Consider the following 25,166-nt stretch of genomic DNA (forward strand, 5'->3'; position numbering starts at 1 on the left):
CAATTTGGTATGAATAGTGGAAATTAAAAAGAGACGAACATAAATTCGTCTCTTTTTTTAATTTTATCGTTCTCTTAACCCCTCGGTTACAGATTCTTCCAGTGGGCTGAGTAAGTAACTCATTACGCTACGCATACCGGTTTTGATTTCGGCTGTTATGCTCATACCGGAGCCAAGTGCAATGGTTTTTCCATCGGGAGAGACAAGATTTTTTCTGTCTATGCTTATCGTTGCATTAAACACTAAGCCGAGATTTGGGTGTTCAATGGCATCTGGGCTGATATGTTTAATTTTCCCGTTCAAATAGCCATAGCGAGTATATGGGAAAGTTTCAACTTTGATAATTACATCTTGTCCTGCTGTAACAAAACCGATATCTTTATTTTGGACGAGTGCTGTTGCTTCCAATACATCATCCTCAGGGACGATTACCATTAATGTTTCCGCTGTTGTCACCACACCGCCTATCGTATGAATTTTCAGTTGCTGGACTGTGCCGGAAACCGGTGCTCGAATCATTGAGGCTTGTTGCCGTTGATTGTTTTTTTCCAGTTCTAGGCGAAGCTGACGTTCATTTTCCATGTGCTGTTTTATTTTTTCTAACACATCGCTTTTGAAAAATTTCGTAATGAGGTCAAGCTCTTCTTTTACATTAAGTAAGTCATGCTCTAATTCATTTAGTTTGGAACGATAAACAGCCAGCTCATTTTGGGCTTCAATAGTTTTATTTTCCTGTGAAAGCAATTCATGCTTAGATAACGATTTTTGTTGATAAAGTGCTTTAAAATCCTTTAATTTTTCGCTTTCAATACGACTTGCTCCTTCGTATTTGCGAACATAAGCGTAAGCTGTCTGCTTTTCAGCATCTTTACGCTTGTAGGCTAGGACTTTTTGTGCTTTTTGTTTTTGCCACGTTGAGTATTGCTCCTCAATTAAATGTTTAATCCGTAATCTATCTTCTTCAGAAGTATCTTTAAATTCTGTTTTAGATAAATCAATGGCGGGTAAACACTCTTTTTCAATAGCTTTCAGCAATGTTTGATAACGATAATTTTCCAGTTTTGCTAAAGCAAGCGAACTCCTCGTTTTCTGCATATCAGCATCTGAGCCGAGAGCAGTTAAGCTGACTAATAGCTGTCCTTTTTCTACAAACTGCCCATCTTTCACAAAAATTTCTTTTACTATCGCATTTTCAATCGGTTTGATTTCTTTGCTTCTCCCGCTAAATGCCAGTTTACCGGTTGCGGTCGCAACAATTTCTACCTTGCCCACGCTTGCGATAATAATAGCTAAAGCGAGAAATATCATAATTAAATAGGCAATCAAGCGAGGTTTTTTGGAAACCGGTGTTTCAATAAGCTCTAAATGCGCAGGTAGAAATTCGCTTTCATCTTTTTTTCTGTCTGGGTGGTCTAATTCTTTACGAATTTTCCACACTTCTTTCCAGACATTTTTATAGCGTAAGAAAAATTCATAAATACCACTTATCCATATTTTCATTGTAGTACCTTCTTAATTCACTTGTAATTGGTGCAAATAGGAATAAAGGCCGTTACTGTTTTGAAGTAACTCTTGGTGCTTACCTTGCTCTACAATTTCACCTTTTTCCATCACGATAATTCGGTCTGCATTTTTAACTGTAGATAAACGGTGAGCAATTAAAATCACAGTTCGACCTTGGCATATTTTTTGCATATTTCGCATAATAATATGCTCAGACTCGTAATCGAGCGCACTGGTAGCTTCATCAAAAATCAGAATTTTAGGATTGTTGACCAACGCTCTGGCAATGGCAATTCGCTGTCTTTGTCCACCGGAAAGACCCGCACCTTGTTCACCTACTACAGTGTTATAACCTTCGCGTAACTCGGAAATAAAGTCATGAGCACCGGCTAATTTGGCTGCATAGATAATGCGTTCCATCGGCATACTTGGATCCGATAATGCAATGTTGTCTCGGATGCTACGATTTAATAGCACGTTATCTTGCAATACGACACCAATTTGGCGGCGAAGCCAGTTTGGATCAGCTAAAGCTAAGTCATGTCCATCAATGAGAACTTGCCCGTTTTCAGGAATGTAAAAGCGTTGTAGCAGTTTCGTAAGGGTACTTTTGCCTGAGCCGGAACGCCCAACAATCCCAATTACTTCACCTTGTTTAATGTCTAAATTGACATTATTTAGAATTGTTGGTGCATCGGGTTTATATCTGAAGCGGATATTTCTAAATGCCACATTCCCCTGTATTTCAGGAAGAGATAATTTCCCTTGATATTGCTCGGTCGGTGAGTTTAGTACATCGCCTAAACGCGTAACAGAAATACCGACTTGCTGGAAATCTTGCCATAATTGCGCCAAGCGAATAACAGGAGCAATAACTTGTCCTGAAAGCATATTAAAGGCGATTAATTGTCCGATACTTAAATCACCGGAAATCACAAGGTGTGCACCTAACCATAAGTTAATTACCATAACGGCTTTTTGAATAAGTTGTACGCCTTGCTGCCCAATTGTAGCCAGCACAGTTACACGAAAACTGGATGAAACATAGCTTGCTAATTGTTTATCCCAAGTGTCGGTCATTTGTGGTGACACAGCCATTGCTTTGATCATATTAATAGCGGTAACCGATTCCACCAAAAATGCTTGGTTATCCGCACCTCTGGCAAATTTATCGTCTAGGCGGCGCCTTAAAATCGGGCTGATAAATATTGACCATAAGATATAGCATGGTAAAGAGCCAAGAATAACCAGTGTGAGCTTAGGGCTGTAGTACCACATCACCGCAAAAAAGATAAATGAGAAAAGTAAATCCAACACTGAAGTGAGTGCTTGACCAGTGAGAAAATTACGAATTTGATCTAATTCTCTGACTCTAGCAACGGTATCGCCTACCCGCCGATTTTCAAAGTAGGAAATTGGCAATGCTAATAAATGGCGGAATAATCTTGCTCCTAGTTCCACATCAATACGACTGGTGCTATGAGAAAATACGTAAGTTCGCAAACCACTTAAGACAATTTCAAATACGATGACAATTGCCAATGCTACTGTAATGATATTTAAGGTTGAGAAGCCTCGATGTACCAATACTTTATCCATCACAACTTGGAAGAATAGCGGTGTAATTAAGGCAAAAATTTGCAAAAAAATAGAAACAAGTAAAGTTTCTAAAAAGATTTTTCTATATTTAATAACAGCAGGAATAAACCACGTAAAGTCAAATTTAGCCAACTGACCAACAATAGAGGCCCTTGATGTGACTAGGATAATTTTCCCTTGGTAACAACTTTCAAACTCTTCCTGAGAGAGGATTTTGGGTGCATCTTGCTCTAAGTCATAAGTTAAGTAACGTTTTTTATCGGTATCGACTTTTACCAATAAAAAGTGCTTACCATTGTCTTGCCATATTAGAGCAGGCAAATTAACTAAGTGTAAGCGAGAAATCTCTTTTTTTATGTGTTTGGCTTTAAGTTCTAATGATTTTGCAGCCAATAGCCAAGAAGTTAAGGTGAGACCTTTTCCTTCGACATCAAATTTATGTTTTATTTCTTCTGGATTGAGGGGAATATTATGATATTGGGCAAGCATTTTCAGAGCAACTAATCCAAGATCATTGCTTTGATGATTAACTTCCATGAAATCTCCTTTTAAAAAATAAAATAGCAACTCCATAATGCGCAAACAATATAGAGTTGCTAAACATTTAAAATATTAAGCTGCTCTTACAAATTGTACAGATTGGTTGTGTTCATACAATGATGTAGGAACACCAAGCCCCATTCTGTTATCGCTTGAAGAGGCAAATGCGCCTGCAGATGAAACAAGTTTGTTTAAGCTATTTGAAGTGAATTTGCTTTCTCTGAGTAAAGCACTGCTTTCAGCAACTTTCGCCAATTCGTCTTGAGCAATTTTACCGTTGCCTTTTTTGATTAAATCATCAATTTGCTTATAGGTGATACGTTCACCTTGTCGACCAATGATTTCTTCAATTTTTTCGTCTCGAGTCGCTTTGTAATTAGGCGTTTCTTTAGCTAGCTCTTCTTCACGGAACCAGTTTTGAATAGTTACTTTTTCTTTTTTCACATTAGTGATCACAAGATGATGCTTAACTTTTTCAAAGGTTAAATCTTTAAGATTTGAGTCCGCGAAAGATAATTTATCATTACCGCCAGAATCGCTAATTGAATCGTTGCCATCTCCTTGACGGTGTACGAAGATATCATCGCCTTTACCGCCGTGTAAGATATCATCACCTTGACCGCCATCGATAAAGTCATCGCCCTCACCACCATCGATAACATCAGAGCCTTTACCACCGAATAAACGGTCGTTACCGGCATTACCATCAATGTTGTCAACACCATCACCACCGTGGAAGGCATCATCAAATTTACTACCTTTAAAGGTATCATTATGTGAAGTACCGATAATTTCTTCGATAGATTTTAAGGTATCTGTTGTATAGTAACCGGCATGCTGTCTATTGTTGCTGTGACGATATTCAATTTTCTCTTCACGGCTACCAACTAGAGCAGAGTGAGTTGCAGTCACTTCATGTAATGCTTTACCGGTTTCGACAAAACGTTTAACCGTGTAGCTACCTTTGACTGTTTCATTGGTTGCATCAATGGTTAATGCACCATAATCACCTCGGCTATAATGCACACGGTCATGACCGTTACCGCCATCAATTTCTGTGGTACCTGAACCAACAAATACATCATCGTTACCATCACCAAGATTTGCGATAATTTTGGTTTCTTTCGTCTTAGTTACATTATCTGCATGATCTAATTCAACACCAATACGTTGAACTACATTAGTTAAATCAAAGGTAGAGCTTGCAGCACCGTCAGTAATTTTCCAGCTATCTACGCGGTTAATGTTTAACTTAGTAATATATTCATATTTACCAGTTTGCACACGCTGACGATTTTCTACACCTGGGGTAAGTAATGGTGTTCTAAATAAAATATGCTGGGTTTTAGTATCACCGGATTTGCTGACATCAATGACACCTGAAGCAGAATCTAATTGTACAAATTTATCTGCTTTTATATGTTTGCCCTCTTCAAACGCATCCACATAGGCTTTTCCGCTCATCACTTTTTCACCTAAACGGCTGATACCGGCAAGATCACCAATATTACTATCCCATTGTCTTTGCGTAATTGCGATAACACGCTCTGCTTGCAATTCTCTATTAAGATTAAGTAATTGACGCATGTTGTCTTGAAGATCAGCTAAATGGCGAGAGTCGTAACCATTTTCGAAGTAATTTTTACCGTTATGTTTTTTCTCCCAATCTACAATTTTATCGTGAATTTTATTCGCCACATGCTCAAACATAGCTTGTTTAGAATATTGTAGAATGGTTGAGATAATTCCAGTAATACCAGAAACAAGTAAGGCAATCGGAGCACCAACTAAAGAACCGGCTGCAGCAGCAGATACACCACCTGAAATTGCGGCTAATGCAGTATTAATTGCGGTTACAGAGGCATCTACAGTACCTGTGCCTCGTTGGAATTCGGCCAGTAGACTATCTCCTTCATAACCTAGCTTCTTAAAGCGCTCTGCGTAACTTTCTAATGCTTTAGCATTGTTAAATTTATCTGCAATTCCCGCAAATGCAAGCGGGCTGATAGCCAGTGATACTGTAGAGGCAATTAATGCTGCCACAGGGCCTGTAGTGGATAAACCTGCTGCAACACGTTGTGCTAAAATGTAAGAAGAAACTGCTTTGGTGATATTTCCAACGACTTGATTAACAAGTTCAACGCCAGCACCTACTTTTTTGCCTGTAGAGGCATTTTTATCTGCTAAGACAAGTGCTGCTGTCGCCCCGGAAAGTAGACCAGAAATCACTTCTAAACCAAGGCTTGCTTTACCTAAACCTTCAAGATTTTTTAGCTTTTCACCTAAAGCTCCTAAACCTTTTACATTTTGTAATTTGGTACCTAATTGGTTAATTTGATCTGCAAAACTGTCAATTGTTTGGACAGAATTCGCAATGTTTTCAATTAAAGAATTGGTGAGTTCTAAACCGGCTTTTGCTAAATCAAGTTCACTCCCATTTTTTTGTAGGATTTCGTCCAAATCCATACCAGCCATGACTGAGCCTAAAATGGATTGAATACCTGATAGCACAGTTTTTGCTTTACCTATATTTTGAGCGATTGCTTGAGCTGAGCCTAAAGACTGCCCTAATTTAGTTTTTTGTAGTTGCTTATTGAGTTGTTCTGCAGATAGAACAATACCGCGTTCGCTAAAGCCAAGAACATTTTGAATTGTGCCTAAGCTTGTTTGGGCAGTTGCAATGTTATTACGTTCTTCTTTTTGTACCTCAATGCCTAGCTCTTCGGCTGCTTTCACTAGGTCTTGAAGGCCGTTACCTTGATTTAAGTCGTAATCTTTAGGTACAGCTAAAATAAGTTTTTTTGCTCCTGTTTTTAAAGATTGTCCAGTTCTATTCAATCCATTTTTAGTTGCTGCAAGTGTTCTGTTAAATCCGTTTCTGGTTGCACCTAGTGTGCTTTGTAGATTGGTCTTAATCGTATTAAGTCTAGCGCCCATAAGGGATGTCTCCTTTTATATTTAGTAAAATCAAAATTTATTTTTTAATGCTTCTGCGAGTTCATTTTGATATGAATCAAAGCGTTTTTTCGCTGTTTTTCTATCTAATTTACCTCCTTTGAAGTAGGCTATTTTGCCCAGTTCTTTCTGTTTTGGATAAAAGCGTATAGATCTGACGATAGTATCAGGGAATTTATTACACATTTTTTCATAAAGTAATTGTGAATGCCCAAATGGTGCTACCCAATCAATGATCCAACGTCTATCCCCTGACTGCCACTCATCAGGTGAGAGTGAAGCAATATCCTTAATATATTTCACCTCTGTTTCAAGGTTTAAATCGGCCCAGCTACAATAAGCAATGGGTATTCCATTATCAACAAGTAGCATATATTGTTCATTTTCAATGGCTGGAATGACATTTCTAGCTAACAAAGAATTGCTCCATTCTTTGTGTAAAGGGGAACTCATCCATAGCCAGGTGATTTTTCCTAATAGATTAAAGTTAGTTTCGTTCATGGTTTTTATTTGATAATCATTCTGAATTAAGTTAAAAGCACAGAATAATATAATCTTTTTTATGTAAAGATCCAGTTTTTTTGCTGTTATGTGGCATATTTTTAGCTTTTCGATTTTTAAATGAGCTATTTGGAAAACAAAATGTTTTCATTTTGTACAAAGTGTTTTAGTAATGAACAAAATAGTAACATACTAAAATTAATGTAACATATATTTATCATTAAAATTTATGTGGTTATAGTGCGGAATGAAATTGGTTCAGACATTAATTTGATAGAGAGAGGAGATAGTGTTGATTGTTTTTTCGCCATTTTGATGGTGATTTATTTTCAACGGCGTGATACAAGCGGCCATTTTTCCGCAAAATTTTGCGACAAACGCTTGCGTTTGAACGTTGGCTTTGCCAACGGCTCCAAAGGAGCGAGCGTAGCGAGTAAAAAAGCAACCGCTTGTTTGAATGGTTATAAGCCTTTTAATCGCTGATAAAGCTCAGCAAATTTTTCACGTTTAGCTTGATATTCTGAGTAGTGAGCTGGGTTTGGCTGATAGATTTGCTCTAGCGGTAATGGTTGGCATAACTCGGCAATATCTTGGTTTGGATTTAATGCAATTTGAGCCAGTTTTGCCGCCCCTAAAGCCGGACCGACATCTCCTCCTGTACGGTATTCAAAGGTTTTACCGCTAATATCGGCAAGTAATTGTCGCCAATAGGCACTTTTTGCTCCGCCACCAATTAAGGCGATGTTATCTGCATTCACCCCTGTTTCGTGTAGCACATCAATTCCTTGAACTAAGGCGAAACTTACGCCCTCAATCACCGCTTTTGCCATCGTGATTTGGTTGTCGTTATGATTTAAACCCCAGAATACGCCTTTAGCGTAAGGATCGTTATGCGGTGTGCGTTCACCGGATAAATAAGGTAAGAAAATCGCATCGGAGGCAGTATGGTTTGCTTCAACTTGTTGGAATAAGGTTGGTACATCTTTAAAGCCTAAGGATTTGGCAGCCCAGTCCACAGAAGATGCCGCACTTAAAATCACCGACATCAAATGCCAGCGATCAGGTAAAGCGTGGCAGAAGCTGTGAACCGCTTTTTGCGGATTAGCGTGGAATTTGTCGCTCACCACAAAATAAACCCCTGAAGTGCCGAGTGAAAGCATCGCTTGCCCTGTTTGGTATAAGCCAATGCCGATTGCTCCAGCGGCATTATCACCGCCGCCTGCTACAATTGGCACTGATTTCATTTTCCAGTGTTGTGCAATTTCTTTGCGTAAATAGCCTGTGATTTGGTTGCCCTCAAACAGTGTTGGCATATTTTCAATGTCTAATCCGCAGGCATTCAAAAGAGATGTGTCCCAATCCCGCTTGCCGACATCTAACCACATTGTGCCGGAAGCATCAGACATATCGGAGGCATATTCGCCACTCATCAACAAGCGGAGATAATCTTTCGGTAGTAATACTTTGCTGACTTTTTCGGCAATATTCGGCAGATGTTTATCCACCCAGCGTAATTTAGGGGCAGTAAAGCCCGGCATCATTAAATTGCCGGTGATTTCACGGCTGTTTGGCACTAATTTTTCCAACTCGTCGCATTCAGCAAAACTGCGACCGTCATTCCATAAAATAGCAGGCGAAAGCACGTTGTCTGCACTGTCTAGCAAGGTCGCACCGTGCATTTGCCCAGTTAGCCCTATGGCTTTTACATTACTTAAATCTTGTTGGCTCGCCAGCTCAAGCATAGCCTCGTTAGTGGCATTCCACCAATCTTGCGGATCTTGCTCAGACCATAATGGTTGCGGGCGAGAAATAGGGAGAGACTTTTGGGTGATTGCAACAATGTGTTGGGCTTCATCAAGTAGAACGACTTTAACCCCAGAAGTACCAAGATCAATTCCAATATACATAGATGTTCCTTTGTTATTGAATACAAGCGGTCATTTTATTTAGAAAATTTGCAAACAATTGGTAAAAAACGACCGCTTGTAGATTAACGATAAATATAGCTATTCACTAAATTTTCTAAATATTCTTGCTGACCTGAAATCGGTTTTGGGTCTAAGCCTTGGGTTTCTACGATTTTCGCTAAATCTTCTAAACTTGTTTTACCATTTAAAATTTGTTGACCTAAATCTTTATCCCAACCTGCGTAGCGGTTATCCACCACTTTTTGTAACGCTTGGTCTTCAATCATTTTTGCGGCACGTTTTAGAGACAATGCTAACACGTCCATTGCCCCGATGTGTGCGTGGAATAAATCATACGGGTCGGTACTTTGGCGGCGAATTTTCGCATCGAAGTTGAAACCGCCTGTAGTGAAACCGCCAGCTTTTAAGATTTCGTACATTACCAAGGTATTTTCTTCAACACTATTTGGGAATTGGTCGGTATCCCAGCCTAATTGCGGGTCGCCACGGTTTGCGTCGATAGAACCGAAAATGCCTAATGCCGTTGCGGTTGCAATTTCGTGCTGGAAGGTATGCCCCGCCAGTGTAGCGTGGTTGGCTTCAATGTTCATTTTAATTTCATTTTCTAAACCGAACTGTTTTAAGAAACCGTAAACGGTTGCTACATCATAGTCGTATTGGTGCTTGGTTGGCTCTTGTGGTTTTGGTTCGATGAGTAAAGTGCCTTTAAAGCCGATTTTATGTTTATGCTCTACCACTAATTGCATAAAGCGACCGATTTGTTCACGTTCACGTTTGAGATCGGTATTCAGTAAAGTTTCATAACCTTCACGTCCGCCCCATAACACATAGTTTTCGCCACCTAAGCGTTGAGTTGCGTTCATTGCAGTGAAGACTTGTGCGGCTGCCCAAGCAAACACTTCCGGATTTGGGTTGGTTGAGGCACCGGACATATAGCGAGGATTGGTAAAGCAGTTTGCCGTTCCCCATAGCAATTTCACGCCGGTTTCTGCTTGTTTTTGCTCTAAAATATCGACAATGGTGTTGAAATTATGGAGATATTCTTTGAAATTGTTGCCTTCAGGGGCAACATCGACATCGTGGAAGCAGTAATACGGTACGCCTAATTTTTGGAAAAATTCAAACGCAATTTCTGCTTTTTGTTTCGCACCTTGTAATAAATCGCCTTTTTTTTGCCAGCTTCTGTCAAGTGAGCCCACACCGAACATATCGTTGCCTGTCCAACAGAAAGTGTGCCAATAGCAAACCGCTAAACGCAGATGTTCTGCCATTGTTTTGCCTAAAATAACTTCATTTGGGTTGTAATGTTTGAATGCAAACGGATTGGTTGAGTTTGCTCCTTCAAATTGGACTTTCGAGATTTTGTCAAAATAGTTAGACATAATAATGCTCCTCTGAATTGGAAAATAATCTTTCGGTAACATAATCGGAGAATTATCAAAACCATTCAATTACGATATTTCGTTTTTTGATTTAGATTATTGGTTAATGTGGCGTAGATCACAAAAGCGAAAAATCGTAATAGTGTTGAGAAATATGATAATTGCACTTCATTTGAAATCAGCCCAGACTTTGAGCGAGCGAGAATAGGCTCGAACATCATTTTTACAACCAATGAGGTGAACTATGAAACTTAAGTCCAAATTATTAGCAGTTGCTGCCGCCACCTTAATGGCATTTAGCCACTCTGCAATTGCCAAAGATCTGAAAATCGGTATGTCTATCGATGATTTACGCTTAGAACGTTGGCAAAAAGATAGAGATATTTTTGTGAACAAAGCAGAAGCTTTAGGGGCAAAAGTGTTTGTGCAATCTGCAAACGGTGATGCGACCGCTCAAATTTCTCAAATTGAGAATATGTTAAATAAAGATATTGATGTGTTAGTGATTATTCCGTTTAACGGTGAAGTATTATCAAACGTGATTGCGGAAGCGAAAAAAGAGGGAGTTAAAGTTTTAGCTTATGACCGTCTGATTAATAACGCAGATATCGATTTTTATGTTTCATTCGATAATGAAAAAGTCGGTGAGTTACAAGCACAAAGCATTATCGAGCAAAAACCGGAAGGGAATTATTTCTTAATGGGCGGTTCACCTGTGGATAACAACGCAAAATTATTCCGCCAAGGGCAAATGAAAGTGTTACAACCACATATTGATAGCGGCAAAATTAAAGTAGTAGGCGACCAATGGGTGGATTCTTGGTTAGCTGAGAAAGCCTTACAAATTATGGAAAATGCGTTAACCGCAAATAAAAACAACATTGATGCGGTAGTGGCTTCAAACGATGCAACCGCAGGTGGTGCAATCCAAGCATTAAGTGCTCAAGGCTTATCGGGCAAAGTGGCGATTTCAGGTCAAGATGCTGACTTAGCAGCAATCAAACGTATCATTGCCGGCACACAAACAATGACGGTGTATAAACCAATTACTAACCTTGCAGATAAAGCGGCGGAAATTGCTGTAGCACTGGGTAAAGAAGAAAAAGTTGAAAGCAATGCGAAATTAAACAATGGTAGCAAAGAGGTTGAGGCTTACTTATTAGAGCCTGTGGTAGTAACCAAAGAAAATATTGACGACACCGTGATTAAAGACGGCTTCCACACCAAAGATGCAGTCTATAAATAAATCACTTTAATTTATCGAGATGGCGAGGCTTCCTCGCCATTTTTGAAAATAGGGGCTAAGTATGGCGAAATTATTAGAAATGAAGAACATCACCAAAAAATTTGGTGAGGTTGTCGCATTAAATAATATTTCAATTTCCCTTGAAACCGGTGAAATACTTTCTTTGTGTGGTGAAAATGGTTCAGGTAAATCAACCTTGATGAAAGTATTGTGTGGTATTTATCCTGCCGGTGAGTATGAAGGGGAAATCTATTTTTCCGGCGAAAAACTGATTGCTAAAAATATTAAAGATACCGAAGAAAAAGGCATTTCCATTATTCACCAAGAGCTGACCTTAGTAAAAAATATGTCAATTTTGGAGAATATGTTTTTAGGTAATGAAATTACCCAATCGGGATTGACCTGCGACAACGAAATGTATCTGCGTTGTAAAACCTTGTTAGAGCAAGTTCAACTGGATATTGATCCGAATACAAAAGTGGGCGAATTAGGCTTAGGGCAACAACAATTAGTCGAAATTGCCAAGGCTTTGAACAAACAGGTGCGTTTATTGATTTTAGATGAACCAACAGCTTCGCTGACTGAAAAAGAAACGGATATTCTGCTTAATTTAATTCAAGACTTAAAAGCCCACAACATTGCTTGTGTTTATATTTCCCATAAATTGAATGAAGTCAAAGCCATTTCCGACAAAATTTGTGTGATACGAGATGGTGAACATATCGGCTCTCGTTCGGCAATCGGTATGAGTGAAGATGACATTATCACGATGATGGTAGGGCGTGAAATTACCTCGCTATATCCACACGAACCGCACAAGATTGGCGAAGAAGTTTTGCGTGTTGAAAATATTACCGCTTGGCACCCAACTAATACGCATATCAAGCGGGTAGATAATGCTAATTTTGTGCTACATAAAGGCGAAATTTTAGGCGTGGCAGGCTTAGTGGGGTCAGGACGAACTGAAATGGCACAATGTATTTTCGGATCTTATCAAGGCAAATATCAGGTAGATATTTATCTCAATAACCAAAAAATAAAAATCAAAAATTGTGCTCAAGCCATTGAAAATCACATTGTTATGGTGCCGGAAGATCGCAAAAAACACGGCATTATTCCGATTATGGGCGTAGGTAAAAATATTACCCTTTCTTCCTTGCCACAATTTTGTTTTGGAAAAAAAGTGATAAATGAACCTCTTGAAGAAACCATTATTAACCAATCCATTGCCAAACTCAAAGTGAAAACCTCATCGCCTGAATTAGCAATTGGGCGGTTAAGTGGAGGTAATCAGCAAAAAGCGATTTTAGCGAAATGTTTGCTACTCAATCCAAAAATTTTAATTTTAGACGAGCCAACACGGGGCATTGATGTGGGGGCAAAATATGAAATTTATAAACTCATCAATCAATTAGCTCAAGAAGGAATGGCGATTATTGTGATCTCTTCCGAATTGCCAGAAGTATTAGGTATTAGTGATCGTGTGTTAGTAATGCACGAGGGAAAAATTAAAGCGAACCTCATCAACCAGAATTTAACTCAAGAAAAAGTGATGGAAGCGGCACTCAAGGAGTAATTTATGAACAAGTTTAAATCTATTAATTTACAAGTATATATTATGCTGATTGCAATCGTGGTGATTATGAGCTTTTTCTCAATCGCAACAGATGGTGCCTATTTAAGTGCCAGAAACATTTCTAACTTGTTACGCCAAACTTCCATTACAGGTATTCTTGCCATTGGTATGGTGTTCGTGATTATCTCGGCAGAAATTGACTTATCTGTCGGTTCTCTAATGGGATTACTAGGAGGATTTGCCGCAATCAGTAATGTTTGGTGGGGCTGGCCTCTGCCTGTAACGATTTTAGTTACCCTGTCGTTAGGTTTAATGATCGGTGCTTGGAATGGTTGGTGGGTTGCTTATCAAAAAGTACCGTCCTTTATTGTAACGCTTGCAGGTATGTTGGCGTTTCGTGGCATCTTAGTCGGTATGACTAACGGTACAACGGTTTCGCCTATCAGCGAAGAGATGACAACTATCGGTCAAGGCTACTTGCCTGATATGGTCGGTATGATTTTAGGCACAATCGGTATTCTCTGCTTTATTGCTTGGGGCAGCTATCAACGTAAAGCCAGACAAAAACTCAATTTAACCGTACCATCTATGCCGAAAGATACGATCAAATATGGCATTGTGGCAATTATTGTATTGGGTGCAATTTACTTATTAAATGACTACCGTGGTGTGCCATTCCCTGTGTTAGTGCTAGTAGTACTATCGATTGCAGGTACATTCTTAGCCCGAAAAACCGCCTTTGGTCGCCACGTTTATGCGATTGGGGGTAACATTGATGCCGCTCGCCTCTCTGGTATCGCAGTTGAAAAAGTCAAACTCTCCATTTTTGCTTTAAACGGATTATTAGTTGCCATTGCAGGCTTGATTTTAAGCTCCCGACTTGGTGCAGGTGCACCATCAGCAGGGCAAAATGCCGAGCTTGATGCCATTGCTGCCTGTGTCATTGGTGGGGCAAGTTTAGCGGGTGGTATAGGTACAATTTACGGTGTTGTTATAGGAGCATTTATTATTGCTTTACTGGATAACGGAATGAGTATGCTTGATGTCCCAACTTTCTGGCAATATATCGTAAAAGGGGCGATTTTACTCCTCGCAGTATGGGTGGATACTGTCAGCAAGAAAAAAGTCTAATTATTCACTGATGCAAGCGGTCATTTTTTGTAAAAAATTTGCAAAAAACGACCGCTTGTTTTTCTTTATTGGTGTTTTGATAAAAAGTGATTTTTCTTTTATAGTTAACCACTAAGGCAATAGTTGGGAGGCTAAATGATAGAGCAACGTTATAAAATCGCCCTGCTTTTTAATGCGAATAAAATTTATGACCGCGGTGTTATGCAAGGCATTGGGCAATTTATTCAAGCCTCGCAATGTTCTTGGGATATTTTCGTAGAAGATGATTTTGTCTATCATAAAAACACGATTGAAAGCCTCTCTATTGATGGAATTATTGCTGACTTTGACGATCAGGAAACCGTTGAGCTATTAAAAGGCATAGATGTCCCGATAGTTGCTGTTGGTGGTTCATACCAAAATCCGGATTATTACCCTAATTTCCCTTATGTTGCGACAGATAATTACGCTTTGGTCGAGACGGCCTTTTTGCACCTTAAGCAAAAAGGCATTAATCAATTTGCTTTTTATGGTTATCCTGCTGAAACAGAAAAACACTGGGCAATTGAACGCCAAAATGCTTTTATTCAGTTAATGGAAAAATATGAGCATCAGATAAATTTTTATATTGGCGAACAGGCACATTCAGATAATTGGACTGAATTACAAACCAAATTAGGAGAATGGTTACAAACTTTACCATCCCACACAGGCATTATTGCAGTAACTGATGCGCGCGCCAGACATTTGCTTCAAACTTGTGAACACCTAAAAATTGCGGTGCCGGAGCAGCTTTGTGTGATTGGCATTGATAACGAAGAGCTAATTCAATATCTCTCCCGAGTGTCGCTTTCTTCCGTCACACAAGGTACTTCACAAATCGGCTATCATGCTGCTAAGCTGCTACATCGTAAATTAAATAATTTCCCTGTTTCACAAAAACCAATTCTTATCCCACCACTTAAAGTAGAAGAACGCCGTTCAACAGATTACCGATCTTTACAAGACCCAGCTGTGATTCAAGCTATGCATTTTATTCGCCATCGAGCGTGTCAGGGAATTAAAGTAGAGCAGGTTTTGGATCATTTAAGAATTTCTCGTTCAAATCTCGAACAGCGTTTTAAAGATGAAATGAATAAAACAGTTCATCAAGTTATTCACGAAGAAAAGCTATCCAGAGCAAAATATATGTTGAAATTTACTGATATTCCAACCCAAGAAATAGCTCATGTTTGTGGTTATCCGTCGTTACAATATTTTTATGCGGTATTCAAAAAAGAGTTTGGTAAAACACCAAAAGAATTTAGGGATGAATAACAACAAGCGGTCATTTTTTTGGAAAAATTTACGTTTGCTTTTTAAACTTCAGTTATAATCGGTTAACTTCAATTTTGTAAACTTATCCAAGCAAATGACCAAACCTAAACGCCCGACACTACAAGATATCGCGATTCATCTCGGCATTACTAAAATGACAGTGAGCCGTTATTTACGTGATCCTAATACAGTTGCCAGAGATACCGGTGCAAAAATTGCTGAAGCTATCGAACAGTTTGGTTATATTCCTAATCGTACACCGGATATCCTTTCAAATGCGAAGAGCCGGGCAATTGGTGTGTTAGTGCCGTCTTTAACCAATCAGGTTTTTGCAGATGTGATTAAAGGAATTGAACAAATCACCGATGAGGCTGGCTATCAAACTATGTTGGCTCACTATGGCTATAGTGAGAAAAAAGAAGAACAGCGGATTGAATCTCTGCTTTCTTATCATATCGATGGCATTATTCTATCGGAAAATCATCATTCTCCTCGCACATTAAAAATGTTGGAAGTAGCGCATATTCCGGTGATAGAAATTATGGACAGTAGCGAAATTGGTATTCAGCAAGCGGTCGGTTTTGATAATTTTTCTGCAGCACAGGCAATGGTGGAGGCTATGATTGCTCGCGGTAGCAGGCATATTGTCTATTTTGGGGCGAGAATGGATAAACGCTCGCAGCTTAAAATGCAGGGATATGCTTATGCGATGCAAAAGAATGGTTTAGTACCAAATAGCATTACAACAGAAGAACATTCCTCGTTTACATTGGGAGCGAAGCAGTTACAGCAAGCATTGGTGCAGTTTCCTGGAATCGATGGAATTTTCTGTACTAATGACGACTTAGCCATTGGTGCCTTGTTTGAGTGCCAGAGGTTAGGTATTGCTGTACCAAAGCAGATTAAAATTGCCGGTTTTCATGGGCATGATGTCGGGCAATCGCTCACACCACAGCTGGCGAGTGTCATCACTCCTCGTTTAGAAATTGGTCGAGTAGCAGCAACCGAATTGTTGAAACGTTTAAATGGCGTGCCACAGCAGAGCACAATTATCAATTTGGGATACCAAATATATTTGGGCGAGAGTGTGTAATAAGCAGCTTTTTGCGTAATTTACTCACTTGTACTGCTAATTACTCCTAATAACCATAAAAAAATTATAATAATTTACATTATTTAATTCTCTTTAAATTAAATTTGCATTATCATGAGAATGATTTTCATTTTTTAAAGGAGATTTTGAAAATGTTTAAATTAAAGCAGAGTTTTATTCTAATTAATATTGCTTTTCTTGCCGCCTGCTCCAGTAATGGTGGAGGCTTTGATGTTGATTCAGTTAAGCAAAATACAGAAAAAAAGGCTGAATACAAGCCTAAATATGCTGATGATGACTCCACACCTCGTCGTAAAGTCACTGAAGCTGAAGCCAATGCCTTGACTCAACCAGGTTTAGGTTATGCCACAAAAATCCCTCGCCGCAATCAATTTTCCCCGACTCAGCCAGAAGAAATTGGTGAAATCCTTTCTATATCAGGTCCATTAAATAAATTACCTTATGAAGATGAAGTTCGAGGTTATGGCAGTAATGATGAAGACTTTATTCATACCCACGATAATAAAAAATTGCATCATCAGCGTAATTTAGACTTTGTGCGTTCTGGGTATTTATTGCATTTTGGCGCAAAAACAGAAGTTAGTCGTACCCCGAGAGTGCTACGTAATGGTCCAACAGGTTATGTTTATTATATTGGTGAACAACCTGCAAAAGCCCTGCCAACTCAAACTGCAACTTATAACGGCTATTGGGATTTTACGACGGATGCTAGAACACGGAGTAGTGGAGCCGCAAATTATTTCTCTGATGGAGCAGGTAATCGCTATGGTGCAACTTCTGAAAATAATCGAGTAAACGTAGATGATCCCCAAAAACCTGTTGGTCATACTAGTCGCTTTGAGGTCGATTTTAGCAACAAAAAGATGACCGGTACGCTCACTAAAAACAGTTATGTTCAACCTGATGGTTCGCAAGAAGTAACCGATATTTATAGCGTAGAAGCAAACATTAAAGGCAATCGTTTTATTGGGAAAGCGAAGGCAAAAAATGCGAATGATCCTTATTTTGGGAAAGATTCGAATTCTCTCGAAGGTGGCTTTTTCGGCAATAACGCACAAGAACTGGCAGGAAAATTCTTAGCTGATGATAAATCTATTTTTGTAGTTTTTGCCGGCAAACGTGATAGCAAAGATGGTGATGCCGAGCAAGCTTTTGATGCAGTGAAAGTCCGTTTATCCGATTTAAGCAAAACCGATTTAGATACCTTCGGGCGGGCTACTCATCTGGTGATCGGCGGTAGACAGGTTCCGTTACTAGCCGACGGTAAAAGTTCATTCTCTGAAATGGCTTTTGATGATGCCATTACCCGCAATATCGGTGGTAAAAATTATAAAATCACCGTCTGCTGTAACAATTTAGACTATGTGAAATTCGGTACTTACGAACAGGAAGGAAGTCGCGATGGCTATCAATACTTAGTTGGTGAACGTACTGCAGTAAAAGATCTTCCTTCCGGCAAAGCACACTATAGAGGTACTTGGAATGGGGTGATTGACTCAAAAGACGGTAAGCGCGGTGGCGATTCTCCAAGTAATAAAGATGGTGGCACCCGGGCTTTGTTTGATGTCGATTTCGGTGATAAATCGATCAAAGGTAAACTGATTGCTAACAATGGCGTAGATGATCGCCCGATGCTTAGTTTAGACGGTAAAATTCAAGGTAATGGCTTTACAGGTACGGCAAAAACCGGTGCAGACGGCTTTAATATTGACCCGGGCAGCACAGCAGGTGGGACAGTTGTACACTTAAATGCGCCATTCTCTGGCGGTTTTTACGGTAAAAATGCGGCAGAACTGGGCGGAGTGGTACATAGTGCCGAAGCTAATCAGGATAAAGTTAGCATTACCTTTGGGGGCAAACGCCAAGTAGAACAATAATAAGGAGCCCGTTTGCTTACAAGCGGTGCATTTTTAATAAAAATTTACAAAAGCAAATAAAGGAGATCTACTTAATGAAAGAGCATCATTTTCGCTATTCGCCTGTTGCGTTAGCGATTCTGTTTACACTTACTCACCAATATAGCATTGCAGCAGAGAAGGCAGAAAATAGCGATATTGCCGTGTTGGATGAAGTAGTTGTTACCGAAAGCCGTTATGCTCATGAGCGTCAAAACGAAGTTACAGGTTTAGGCAAAGTGGTTAAAAATTATGAGGAGATGAGTAAGAATCAAATTCTCGGTATTCGTGATTTAACCCGTTACGACCCGGGCATTTCTGTCGTGGAGCAGGGACGTGGTGCAAGCAGTGGCTATGCGATACGTGGTGTAGATAAAAACCGTGTGGCGATGTTGGTTGATGGCTTGCCGCAGGCACAATCGTATAAAACCTTGGCATCACAAGCCAATGGTGGTGCAATCAATGAGATTGAATATGAAAATATTCGTTCTATTGAACTCAGTAAAGGGGCTAGTTCGGCAGAGTATGGCTCAGGTGCATTAGGTGGAGCAGTCGGTTTTCGCACTAAAGATGCTCAAGATATCATTAAAGAGGGACAAAACTGGGGCTTAGATAGTAAAACCGCCTATGCCAGTAAAAACAGCCAGTTTGTTCAATCTATTGCTGCAGCAGGTCAAGCCGGAGGCTTTGAAGCATTATTGATTGCTACGGAACGCCGAGGTAAAGAGACGAAAATTCACCCTGCTGCTCACCAACATTCGCATTCAATCGAACGCCTAACCGGCTACGAAAACCGCTATGACTTACGTTCTAATAGTACATTGGATAAACCGGGTGGTAGGTTCTTTTTAATTAAAGATGACTGTCCGGCACTAAACTGCGAGCCGCAGGCCAATGTGAATCCAAACCGTATCCCGTTCTCACCAAGAACCTCACCGGCTTATTCAGAGAAAGAGCAGAAGCAATACGATCAAATGCCGTATCGCAAAGAAACATTATCCGCCAACGAATATACTGGCAAGGAGCGTATTGCTCCAAATCCGCTGGATTATCGTAGCCGTTCGATTTTCCTTAAAATGGGCTACCGTTTTAATGAATCACATTATTTAGGTGGTGTATTAGAAAATACCAAGCAGCGTTATGACGTTCGTGATATGCAAACGCCAAGCTATTTTACTGCTGCAGATATTGATAAAAATGATGCCTTGAGTTTAAAAAACTCTGGAGCAAATGAGCGAGGTAATCTGCTGGATGCATTTGTGTTTAGCCGTGGTGCAGGTCGCTTATATGGAGCGAGATATAGCCGAGCAAAATTCTTTGATGAGCGCCATGAGAAGAAACGTGTCGGCTTAAACTATGAATTCAAACCACAACATGCGGTGCTGGCGAAATGGATTGATAAAGCAGAACTCAAATGGGATAACCAACATATCCACTTAAATAGTCGTGTCCATTCACTTCATTGTAGTGAATATCCTGTGGTAGATAAAAACTGCCGTCCAAGTCTTGATAAACCTTGGTCAATGTATGAAACCGAGCGAAATAACTATACCGAGAAGCACAATATTATTCGGTTAGAATTGAGTAAAGCTGTCGAGACAGAAAAGCTGTTGCAAAGTAAACATAAATTCCATTTAGGTCTTGGTGTGGACCACTTTAACTCAACGATGAATCATGGCGATTGGTATATCATTCATACCCAAGCAGGTTATGAGCGAGTGGGATCAGGAAGGGGTACTCTCACTCAGCCTGATATATTTCAACGCAAACCTCGCTCATTACAAACTTATCACGTTTGTAATTCAAACAGTGTTTCTGTGACAAACTGCGATCCACGCCATATCACCGGTCATAACCGTTTTATCACTTTACGTGATTTAATGACCAGCCAATACCTTGATTTAGGTTTAGGTATCCGTTTTGATCAACATCGTTTTAAATCTAAAGATGATTGGACAATCAGCAGCAGTTACCGTAACTGGTCCTGGAATGCGGGTATTACAGTTAAACCGACCGAAAATATTGGGATATCTTACCGTATTTCTAATGGCTTCCGTGTGCCGGCATTCTACGAATTATTTGGTAAACGTGAGCAGAGTGGTAGCCGCAATGAACTAACTAACAAAGATCACCAAAATCGTACATTAGCGCCGGAGAAATCTACTAACCATGAGTTTGGGGTAAGCTTTAAAGGCAACTTTGGTTATTTTGATGTTAGCTATTTCCGTAATCACTACCGCAACCTAATTGCAGAAAGCTGTAAAATTAATGCTAGTGGTGTTGGTTGTGTCAGCAATTTCCACAATACACAAAATGTGGCATTAAATGGTGTAGCATTGGCAGCAAAATTTGATTTACATGGAATTCTCTCATTAGTGCCTGATGGTTTTTATTCCTCTCTTGCTTACAACCGCGTTAAAGTCAAAAAACGGGAGATTCTGCCGGGCTTTACCTACACGAATGACCCAACATTAGATGCGGTTCAACCGGGGCGTTATGTGATTGGTTTTGGTTATGAAGATCCTGAAGGAAAATGGGGTATTGGTACTGTCACGATATACTCCAAAGCGAAATTAAGTAGCGAATTAGAAGGTTCACGCCACCTAGGCAACCATACTGTCAAGTTAGCCGGTAAAGTTACTCGTTCTTGGTACACCCACGATCTGACTGGTTTTGTGACTTATAAAGCCTTCACTTTGCGTGCAGGGATTTATAACCTCACTAACCGTAAATACAGCACCTGGGAAAGCGTGCGTCAATCTACCGTCAATGCGGTTAATCAAGATCTTGGCAGCAACTATACCCGTTTTGCTGCACCAGGGCGCAATTTCAGTGTCGCGTTTGAAATGAAGTTTTAATTAATACACCTTAAATGTTTTTTAATAGGGCTGATTCTGGGATATATTCTCTGAATCGGTCCTATTGATTTAAGTTGTATAAAGCTTGTTATAAGAACAAGTATAGTTATTTGTTAGCCTTCTTTTTTAATACTTTTCTAAATATTTATCTCCGTATTAAATAATATTATTTTGACTATTCAATTATAGATTCTCATTTTCATTTATGTTGTGTTTTTAGGGCATTTTGCTATACTCCCTTTCGCGTCTTAGACCATATTTTCTTTATGGTTATGAGTTGCATTTTTAACCTTTACTAGCATTGTGTTTTAGGAGACCAACAACAATGAATGCACGAAAAAATGTGTTTAACCTTATCGTGTGTGCTTTTCCGATAGTTTTGGAGCAGGCAAAAGCACAAGAAACTGCGACTCTTGATGTAATTGAGGTAAAAACTCAAGCATTTAAGGAAATCGATAAAGTATTTATCAAAACAGGAGCAATTAGTTCACGCGATAAAATTATGGAGTCTAACCAAAGTTTGGACAGTATTGTACGATCTGTGCCGGGAGCTTTTACTCAAATGGATAAATCGCAAGGAACAGTATCAGTCAATATCCGTGGTGCAACAGGATTTGGACGTGCAAATACGATGATTGATGGTGTAAGTCAAACATTTTATGCTAGCTCTACTGACGATGGCGGTCGAGCTGGAGGCACTTCACAATTTGGCGCTTACATTGATCCGGCATTTTTAGTTGGTGTTGATTTTGAAAGAGGCACATTTAGTGGTGCAAGTGGCGGTAACGCTCTATTAGGATCCGCAAATTTTAGAACCATCAGCCTAAAGGATCTAGTTGAAAAAGGACATTCGATAGGTGGAATAACTAAAATGACCTTTGGTAACAATGCAATTGGTCCTAATTACATGGGAATGTTGGGAGCAAGATATCAATTAAGCGATAAGGTCTGGTTTGGTGGTTTGTATGGTTATAGTTGGCGGAAAATTTCTCAAGATTATAAAATCGGTGGCGGTAGACGAGTGACTGAGAGTTCAATTGATCTTTCGAAATTAAAGGATGAAGATGATATTGCTAATAGTACAACTTCTCCATTTAATGCTGCACATTTAAAGCAAAAGCCAGTAAGCCAATTGGCTAAATTGGAGTTTGGTACAGAATTTCAAAGTGTGAGTTTTTCTTACCGCGATTATCAAAGTAAACTTGCCGGACGGGATCTAAAAAATCAAAATTATCAATTAAATTATAATTTTCATCAGCCTGATTCTAACTGGTTAGATTTCAAATTATTATATGCGCAAAATAATGGTAAACAGCACTATCAATCTGGAGCAAAAGTTAATAATAAATATTTGTTAGATAAGTTGAATGTTGAAAATAAAGCAAAAACTATCAATTTATCTAATACTTTTAGAATGCAATTATTTAGAGATAGTGAATTAGCAACAACATTTGGTTTTAATCATTTAGAGAATCGTTATTACAAAAATCGCCATCCGGCTGAGTTGAATTTCAACTTAGAAAATGGAGAGACTAATGAAGATAACGATACTATCGGGATTGGAGCCGTTCGTAAAAGCCTTTATAGTTCAACGTTTCAACCTGATGGTGAGCAAAGATTTAATACCTTTTATTTAGATAATAATCTGACTTACGGGATATTCGCATTGGATATGAATGCAAATATTAATCTAAGTCGATTTAAAGGGAAGCGATTTAAATATTTACCTTTCTATATTGATGAACTTAAGCAAGAACAAAACATGCTCAATAAGCAAAGAAAATATAAAGAGGCAAATGAGGTATTAAGTCAGTTAGAATCGCTGAAAAAACAGTATTGTACATATATTCCAGATGCAGATTTTCCCGATGATCCTGACTTTGGTGAGCTTAAATGTGCAGATAAAAATATCCCGATAGAAAGTAAAGGAAAACATCGTTTAGTAAATTATTCGGCAACTTTATCTGCGTACATTCATGAGCTATTTACGCCGTTTATTAGTTATTCAAAAACACATCGCGTACCAAATATTAAAGAAATATTTTTTTCAACTATTGGTGATTATGGAGTAAATACTAATTTAAAACCTGAGCAAGCAAAAACAATACAAGTTGGCTTTAACGGTTTTAAAGAAAGTCTTTTTACTGATAATGATAAAATAGGTTTTAAAGCTTTAGTGTATAGAACCCATGTAAAAGATCATATATTTAATGTGAGTAGAGCAGCTCCAAGTGAGGTTAGAGGAAGAACCATTTATCATAAAAACTATGATGAAAAAGTACGAATGAAAGGTTTTGAGTTAGAAGTAAGCTATGACACAGGATGGTTCTATACTAATTTAGCTTATGCATATCAACGTAATAACCAGCCTATTTCATTTACTGATGCAAGTGCGAGAGTGGATTCAGCTTCTAACAGCGAATTTAATGAGCAAGGATTTGGAGCAAGCAAAATTTCTGTGTTACCGAGAGATTACGCTTCATTAGAATTAGGAACTCGTTGGTTTGATCAGAAAATGCAAATTGGCGGATTAATGAAGTATTACGGTAAAAGCCGACGAGCTAGCGGAAAATTTATTAATATTCTCTATCCAAACAGTACAATTGAGAAAGAAACGCTAAGACGTGATGAAATAATGCCAAAGCAACCTCTCATTTTTGATTTTTATATTAGCTATGAGCCGATAAAAAATTTAGTGATCAAAGGCGAGTTACAAAATGCATTTAATAAGAAATATATTGATCCTCTTGATGCGAATAATGACTCTGCTAGCCAGACTATCTTTAATTTAGATTTTGGTGATAAATATATATCTGTATTTAATAACTATGCAAGAGGGAGAACTGCAATATTAAGTTTAAATTATAAATTCTAATAACAAAAAGCTAAAATAAATCTATTCTTGAGAGTTAGACAAATATCTCAATTTTCAAGGATAGATTTTTAATTTTTGTATCATTTTAGTTTATAGCATGAAATCCTTGATTTTTGCATTTTAAAGTAGATTTTTAACCGCTTGCACACATCGCTCGACGACATTTTCAAAACTGCCTTCAATATCAATAAAAATCACATCAGATTCGTCCGCTTGCGGGATTTCCAGCGTGTTGAACTGGCTTTGCAGCATTTCAGCTTTCATAAAATGCCCTTGGCGTTGTTTCATTCGTTCTAACACCAGCTCAAATGAACCGTGTAAAAAAATAAAGGAGACGTTAGCGTTGCCCTGACGGATTTGATCACGGTATTTTTTCTTTAAGGCCGAACACACAATAATGCCTTTTTCACTTTTCTGTTCAAGGCTGAATGCGGCATCGTTAATTCTTTCTAACCACGGTTTACGATCATCATCATTTAAGGGGATACCACTTCCCATTTTCATAATATTGGCACGAGGATGAAGATCATCGCCATCAATTAATTTCATACCTAATTTTTGTGCAACCGCTGTGCCAATGGTTGTTTTTCCCGTACTGGATACGCCCATTAAAATAAAAGCCTTTCCTTGAGACATATTTGCTCCTTTTGTTATCGGTAACTGTTTGTGATGATGAAATTTACCAATCTTATACAAAAAAAGCATCACAAAAAGCCAAAAAATTTGAAGAAGATCACAAAATTGAAATAAAAATTAACTGATTATTT

At 38.9% G+C, this 25,166-nt stretch carries 15 protein-coding genes; 8 read left to right on the forward strand and 7 right to left on the reverse strand.

The features are described from left to right. Positions 1-63: 63 nt before the first annotated feature. The 6 genes from A4G16_RS10350 to xylA form a co-directional block, all read right to left on the reverse strand. Entirely contained in the window at positions 64-1,500 is a 1,437-nt protein-coding gene (locus A4G16_RS10350) for an HlyD family type I secretion periplasmic adaptor subunit (RefSeq protein WP_165889773.1), read from the reverse strand. A 12-nt stretch (positions 1,501-1,512) separates the two neighbouring features. Continuing rightward, positions 1,513-3,639: a type I secretion system permease/ATPase gene (locus A4G16_RS10355; protein WP_165889774.1), complete on the reverse strand. Its 2,127-nt coding sequence runs from the start codon at positions 3,637-3,639 to the stop codon at positions 1,513-1,515. A 75-nt stretch (positions 3,640-3,714) separates the two neighbouring features. Further along, positions 3,715-6,579: an RTX family hemolysin gene (locus A4G16_RS10360; RefSeq protein WP_165889775.1), complete on the reverse strand. Its 2,865-nt coding sequence runs from the start codon at positions 6,577-6,579 to the stop codon at positions 3,715-3,717. Positions 6,580-6,609: 30 nt separating this feature from the next. Further along, entirely contained in the window at positions 6,610-7,098 is a 489-nt protein-coding gene (locus A4G16_RS10365; RefSeq protein ID WP_165889776.1) for a toxin-activating lysine-acyltransferase, read from the reverse strand. A 461-nt stretch (positions 7,099-7,559) separates the two neighbouring features. Then, the gene (gene xylB, locus A4G16_RS10370) at positions 7,560-9,005 is read right to left on the reverse strand and encodes a xylulokinase (RefSeq protein WP_165889777.1); all 1,446 of its coding nucleotides are present in this window, start codon (positions 9,003-9,005) and stop codon (positions 7,560-7,562) included. A gap of 83 nt (positions 9,006-9,088) precedes the next feature. Then, positions 9,089-10,408, reverse strand: coding sequence for a xylose isomerase (xylA, locus tag A4G16_RS10375; protein ID WP_165889778.1), 1,320 nt, complete (start codon positions 10,406-10,408; stop codon positions 9,089-9,091). A gap of 244 nt (positions 10,409-10,652) precedes the next feature. Here xylA and xylF point away from each other — a divergent pair, with 244 nt between their 5' ends. The 8 genes from xylF to A4G16_RS10415 all read left to right on the forward strand — a co-directional run bounded on the left by xylF (position 10,653) and on the right by A4G16_RS10415 (position 24,399). Then, positions 10,653-11,654: a D-xylose ABC transporter substrate-binding protein gene (xylF, locus tag A4G16_RS10380; RefSeq protein WP_165889779.1), complete on the forward strand. Its 1,002-nt coding sequence runs from the start codon at positions 10,653-10,655 to the stop codon at positions 11,652-11,654. Between the two features lie 61 nt (positions 11,655-11,715). Beyond that, positions 11,716-13,230 carry a D-xylose ABC transporter ATP-binding protein gene (xylG, locus tag A4G16_RS10385; RefSeq protein ID WP_165889780.1) on the forward strand — a complete coding sequence of 505 codons (1,515 nt, stop codon included), beginning with the start codon at positions 11,716-11,718 and terminating at the stop codon, positions 13,228-13,230. Positions 13,231-13,233: 3 nt separating this feature from the next. Further along, on the forward strand, positions 13,234-14,361 hold the full coding sequence (locus A4G16_RS10390; RefSeq protein WP_165889781.1) for a sugar ABC transporter permease: 1,128 nt from the start codon (positions 13,234-13,236) through the stop codon (positions 14,359-14,361). A 135-nt stretch (positions 14,362-14,496) separates the two neighbouring features. Continuing rightward, on the forward strand, positions 14,497-15,657 hold the full coding sequence (locus tag A4G16_RS10395; RefSeq protein ID WP_165889782.1) for a XylR family transcriptional regulator: 1,161 nt from the start codon (positions 14,497-14,499) through the stop codon (positions 15,655-15,657). A gap of 94 nt (positions 15,658-15,751) precedes the next feature. Next, a complete protein-coding gene (gene gntR / locus A4G16_RS10400) occupies positions 15,752-16,750 on the forward strand; it encodes a gluconate operon transcriptional repressor GntR (protein ID WP_165889783.1) in 999 nt (332 codons plus the stop codon). 152 nt (positions 16,751-16,902) lie between these two features. Beyond that, the gene (locus A4G16_RS10405; protein ID WP_165889784.1) at positions 16,903-18,648 is read left to right on the forward strand and encodes a transferrin-binding protein-like solute binding protein; all 1,746 of its coding nucleotides are present in this window, start codon (positions 16,903-16,905) and stop codon (positions 18,646-18,648) included. 56 nt (positions 18,649-18,704) lie between these two features. Continuing rightward, the gene (locus A4G16_RS10410) at positions 18,705-21,524 is read left to right on the forward strand and encodes a lactoferrin/transferrin family TonB-dependent receptor (protein ID WP_420704471.1); all 2,820 of its coding nucleotides are present in this window, start codon (positions 18,705-18,707) and stop codon (positions 21,522-21,524) included. A 325-nt stretch (positions 21,525-21,849) separates the two neighbouring features. Beyond that, positions 21,850-24,399, forward strand: a complete 2,550-nt coding sequence (locus tag A4G16_RS10415) for a TonB-dependent receptor domain-containing protein (protein WP_165889786.1) — start codon at positions 21,850-21,852, stop codon at positions 24,397-24,399. Positions 24,400-24,519: 120 nt separating this feature from the next. On the opposite strand, the gene A4G16_RS10420 is transcribed toward A4G16_RS10415, so the two are convergent. Continuing rightward, positions 24,520-25,035 (reverse strand): gluconokinase, encoded by a 516-nt coding sequence (locus tag A4G16_RS10420; protein WP_165889787.1) that lies wholly within the window; start codon positions 25,033-25,035, stop codon positions 24,520-24,522. Between the last annotated feature and the right edge of the window lie 131 nt (positions 25,036-25,166).

The sequence above is a fragment of the Mannheimia granulomatis genome (assembly GCF_011455695.1).
Classification (GTDB): Bacteria; Pseudomonadota; Gammaproteobacteria; order Enterobacterales; family Pasteurellaceae; genus Mannheimia; species Mannheimia granulomatis_A.

What these genes read in the sequence shown, in the direction of transcription:
- A4G16_RS10350 (WP_165889773.1), bottom strand. Translation starts at nt 1,500, where the DNA reads ATGAAAATATGGATAAGTGGTATTTATGAATTTTTCTTACGCTATAAA.
- A4G16_RS10355 (WP_165889774.1), bottom strand. Translation starts at nt 3,639, where the DNA reads ATGGAAGTTAATCATCAAAGCAATGATCTTGGATTAGTTGCTCTGAAA.
- A4G16_RS10360 (WP_165889775.1), bottom strand. Translation starts at nt 6,579, where the DNA reads ATGGGCGCTAGACTTAATACGATTAAGACCAATCTACAAAGCACACTA.
- A4G16_RS10365 (WP_165889776.1), bottom strand. Translation starts at nt 7,098, where the DNA reads ATGAACGAAACTAACTTTAATCTATTAGGAAAAATCACCTGGCTATGG.
- xylB (WP_165889777.1), bottom strand. Translation starts at nt 9,005, where the DNA reads ATGTATATTGGAATTGATCTTGGTACTTCTGGGGTTAAAGTCGTTCTA.
- xylA (WP_165889778.1), bottom strand. Translation starts at nt 10,408, where the DNA reads ATGTCTAACTATTTTGACAAAATCTCGAAAGTCCAATTTGAAGGAGCA.
- xylF (WP_165889779.1), top strand. Translation starts at nt 10,653, where the DNA reads ATGAAACTTAAGTCCAAATTATTAGCAGTTGCTGCCGCCACCTTAATG.
- xylG (WP_165889780.1), top strand. Translation starts at nt 11,716, where the DNA reads ATGGCGAAATTATTAGAAATGAAGAACATCACCAAAAAATTTGGTGAG.
- A4G16_RS10390 (WP_165889781.1), top strand. Translation starts at nt 13,234, where the DNA reads ATGAACAAGTTTAAATCTATTAATTTACAAGTATATATTATGCTGATT.
- A4G16_RS10395 (WP_165889782.1), top strand. Translation starts at nt 14,497, where the DNA reads ATGATAGAGCAACGTTATAAAATCGCCCTGCTTTTTAATGCGAATAAA.
- gntR (WP_165889783.1), top strand. Translation starts at nt 15,752, where the DNA reads ATGACCAAACCTAAACGCCCGACACTACAAGATATCGCGATTCATCTC.
- A4G16_RS10405 (WP_165889784.1), top strand. Translation starts at nt 16,903, where the DNA reads ATGTTTAAATTAAAGCAGAGTTTTATTCTAATTAATATTGCTTTTCTT.
- A4G16_RS10415 (WP_165889786.1), top strand. Translation starts at nt 21,850, where the DNA reads ATGAATGCACGAAAAAATGTGTTTAACCTTATCGTGTGTGCTTTTCCG.
- A4G16_RS10420 (WP_165889787.1), bottom strand. Translation starts at nt 25,035, where the DNA reads ATGTCTCAAGGAAAGGCTTTTATTTTAATGGGCGTATCCAGTACGGGA.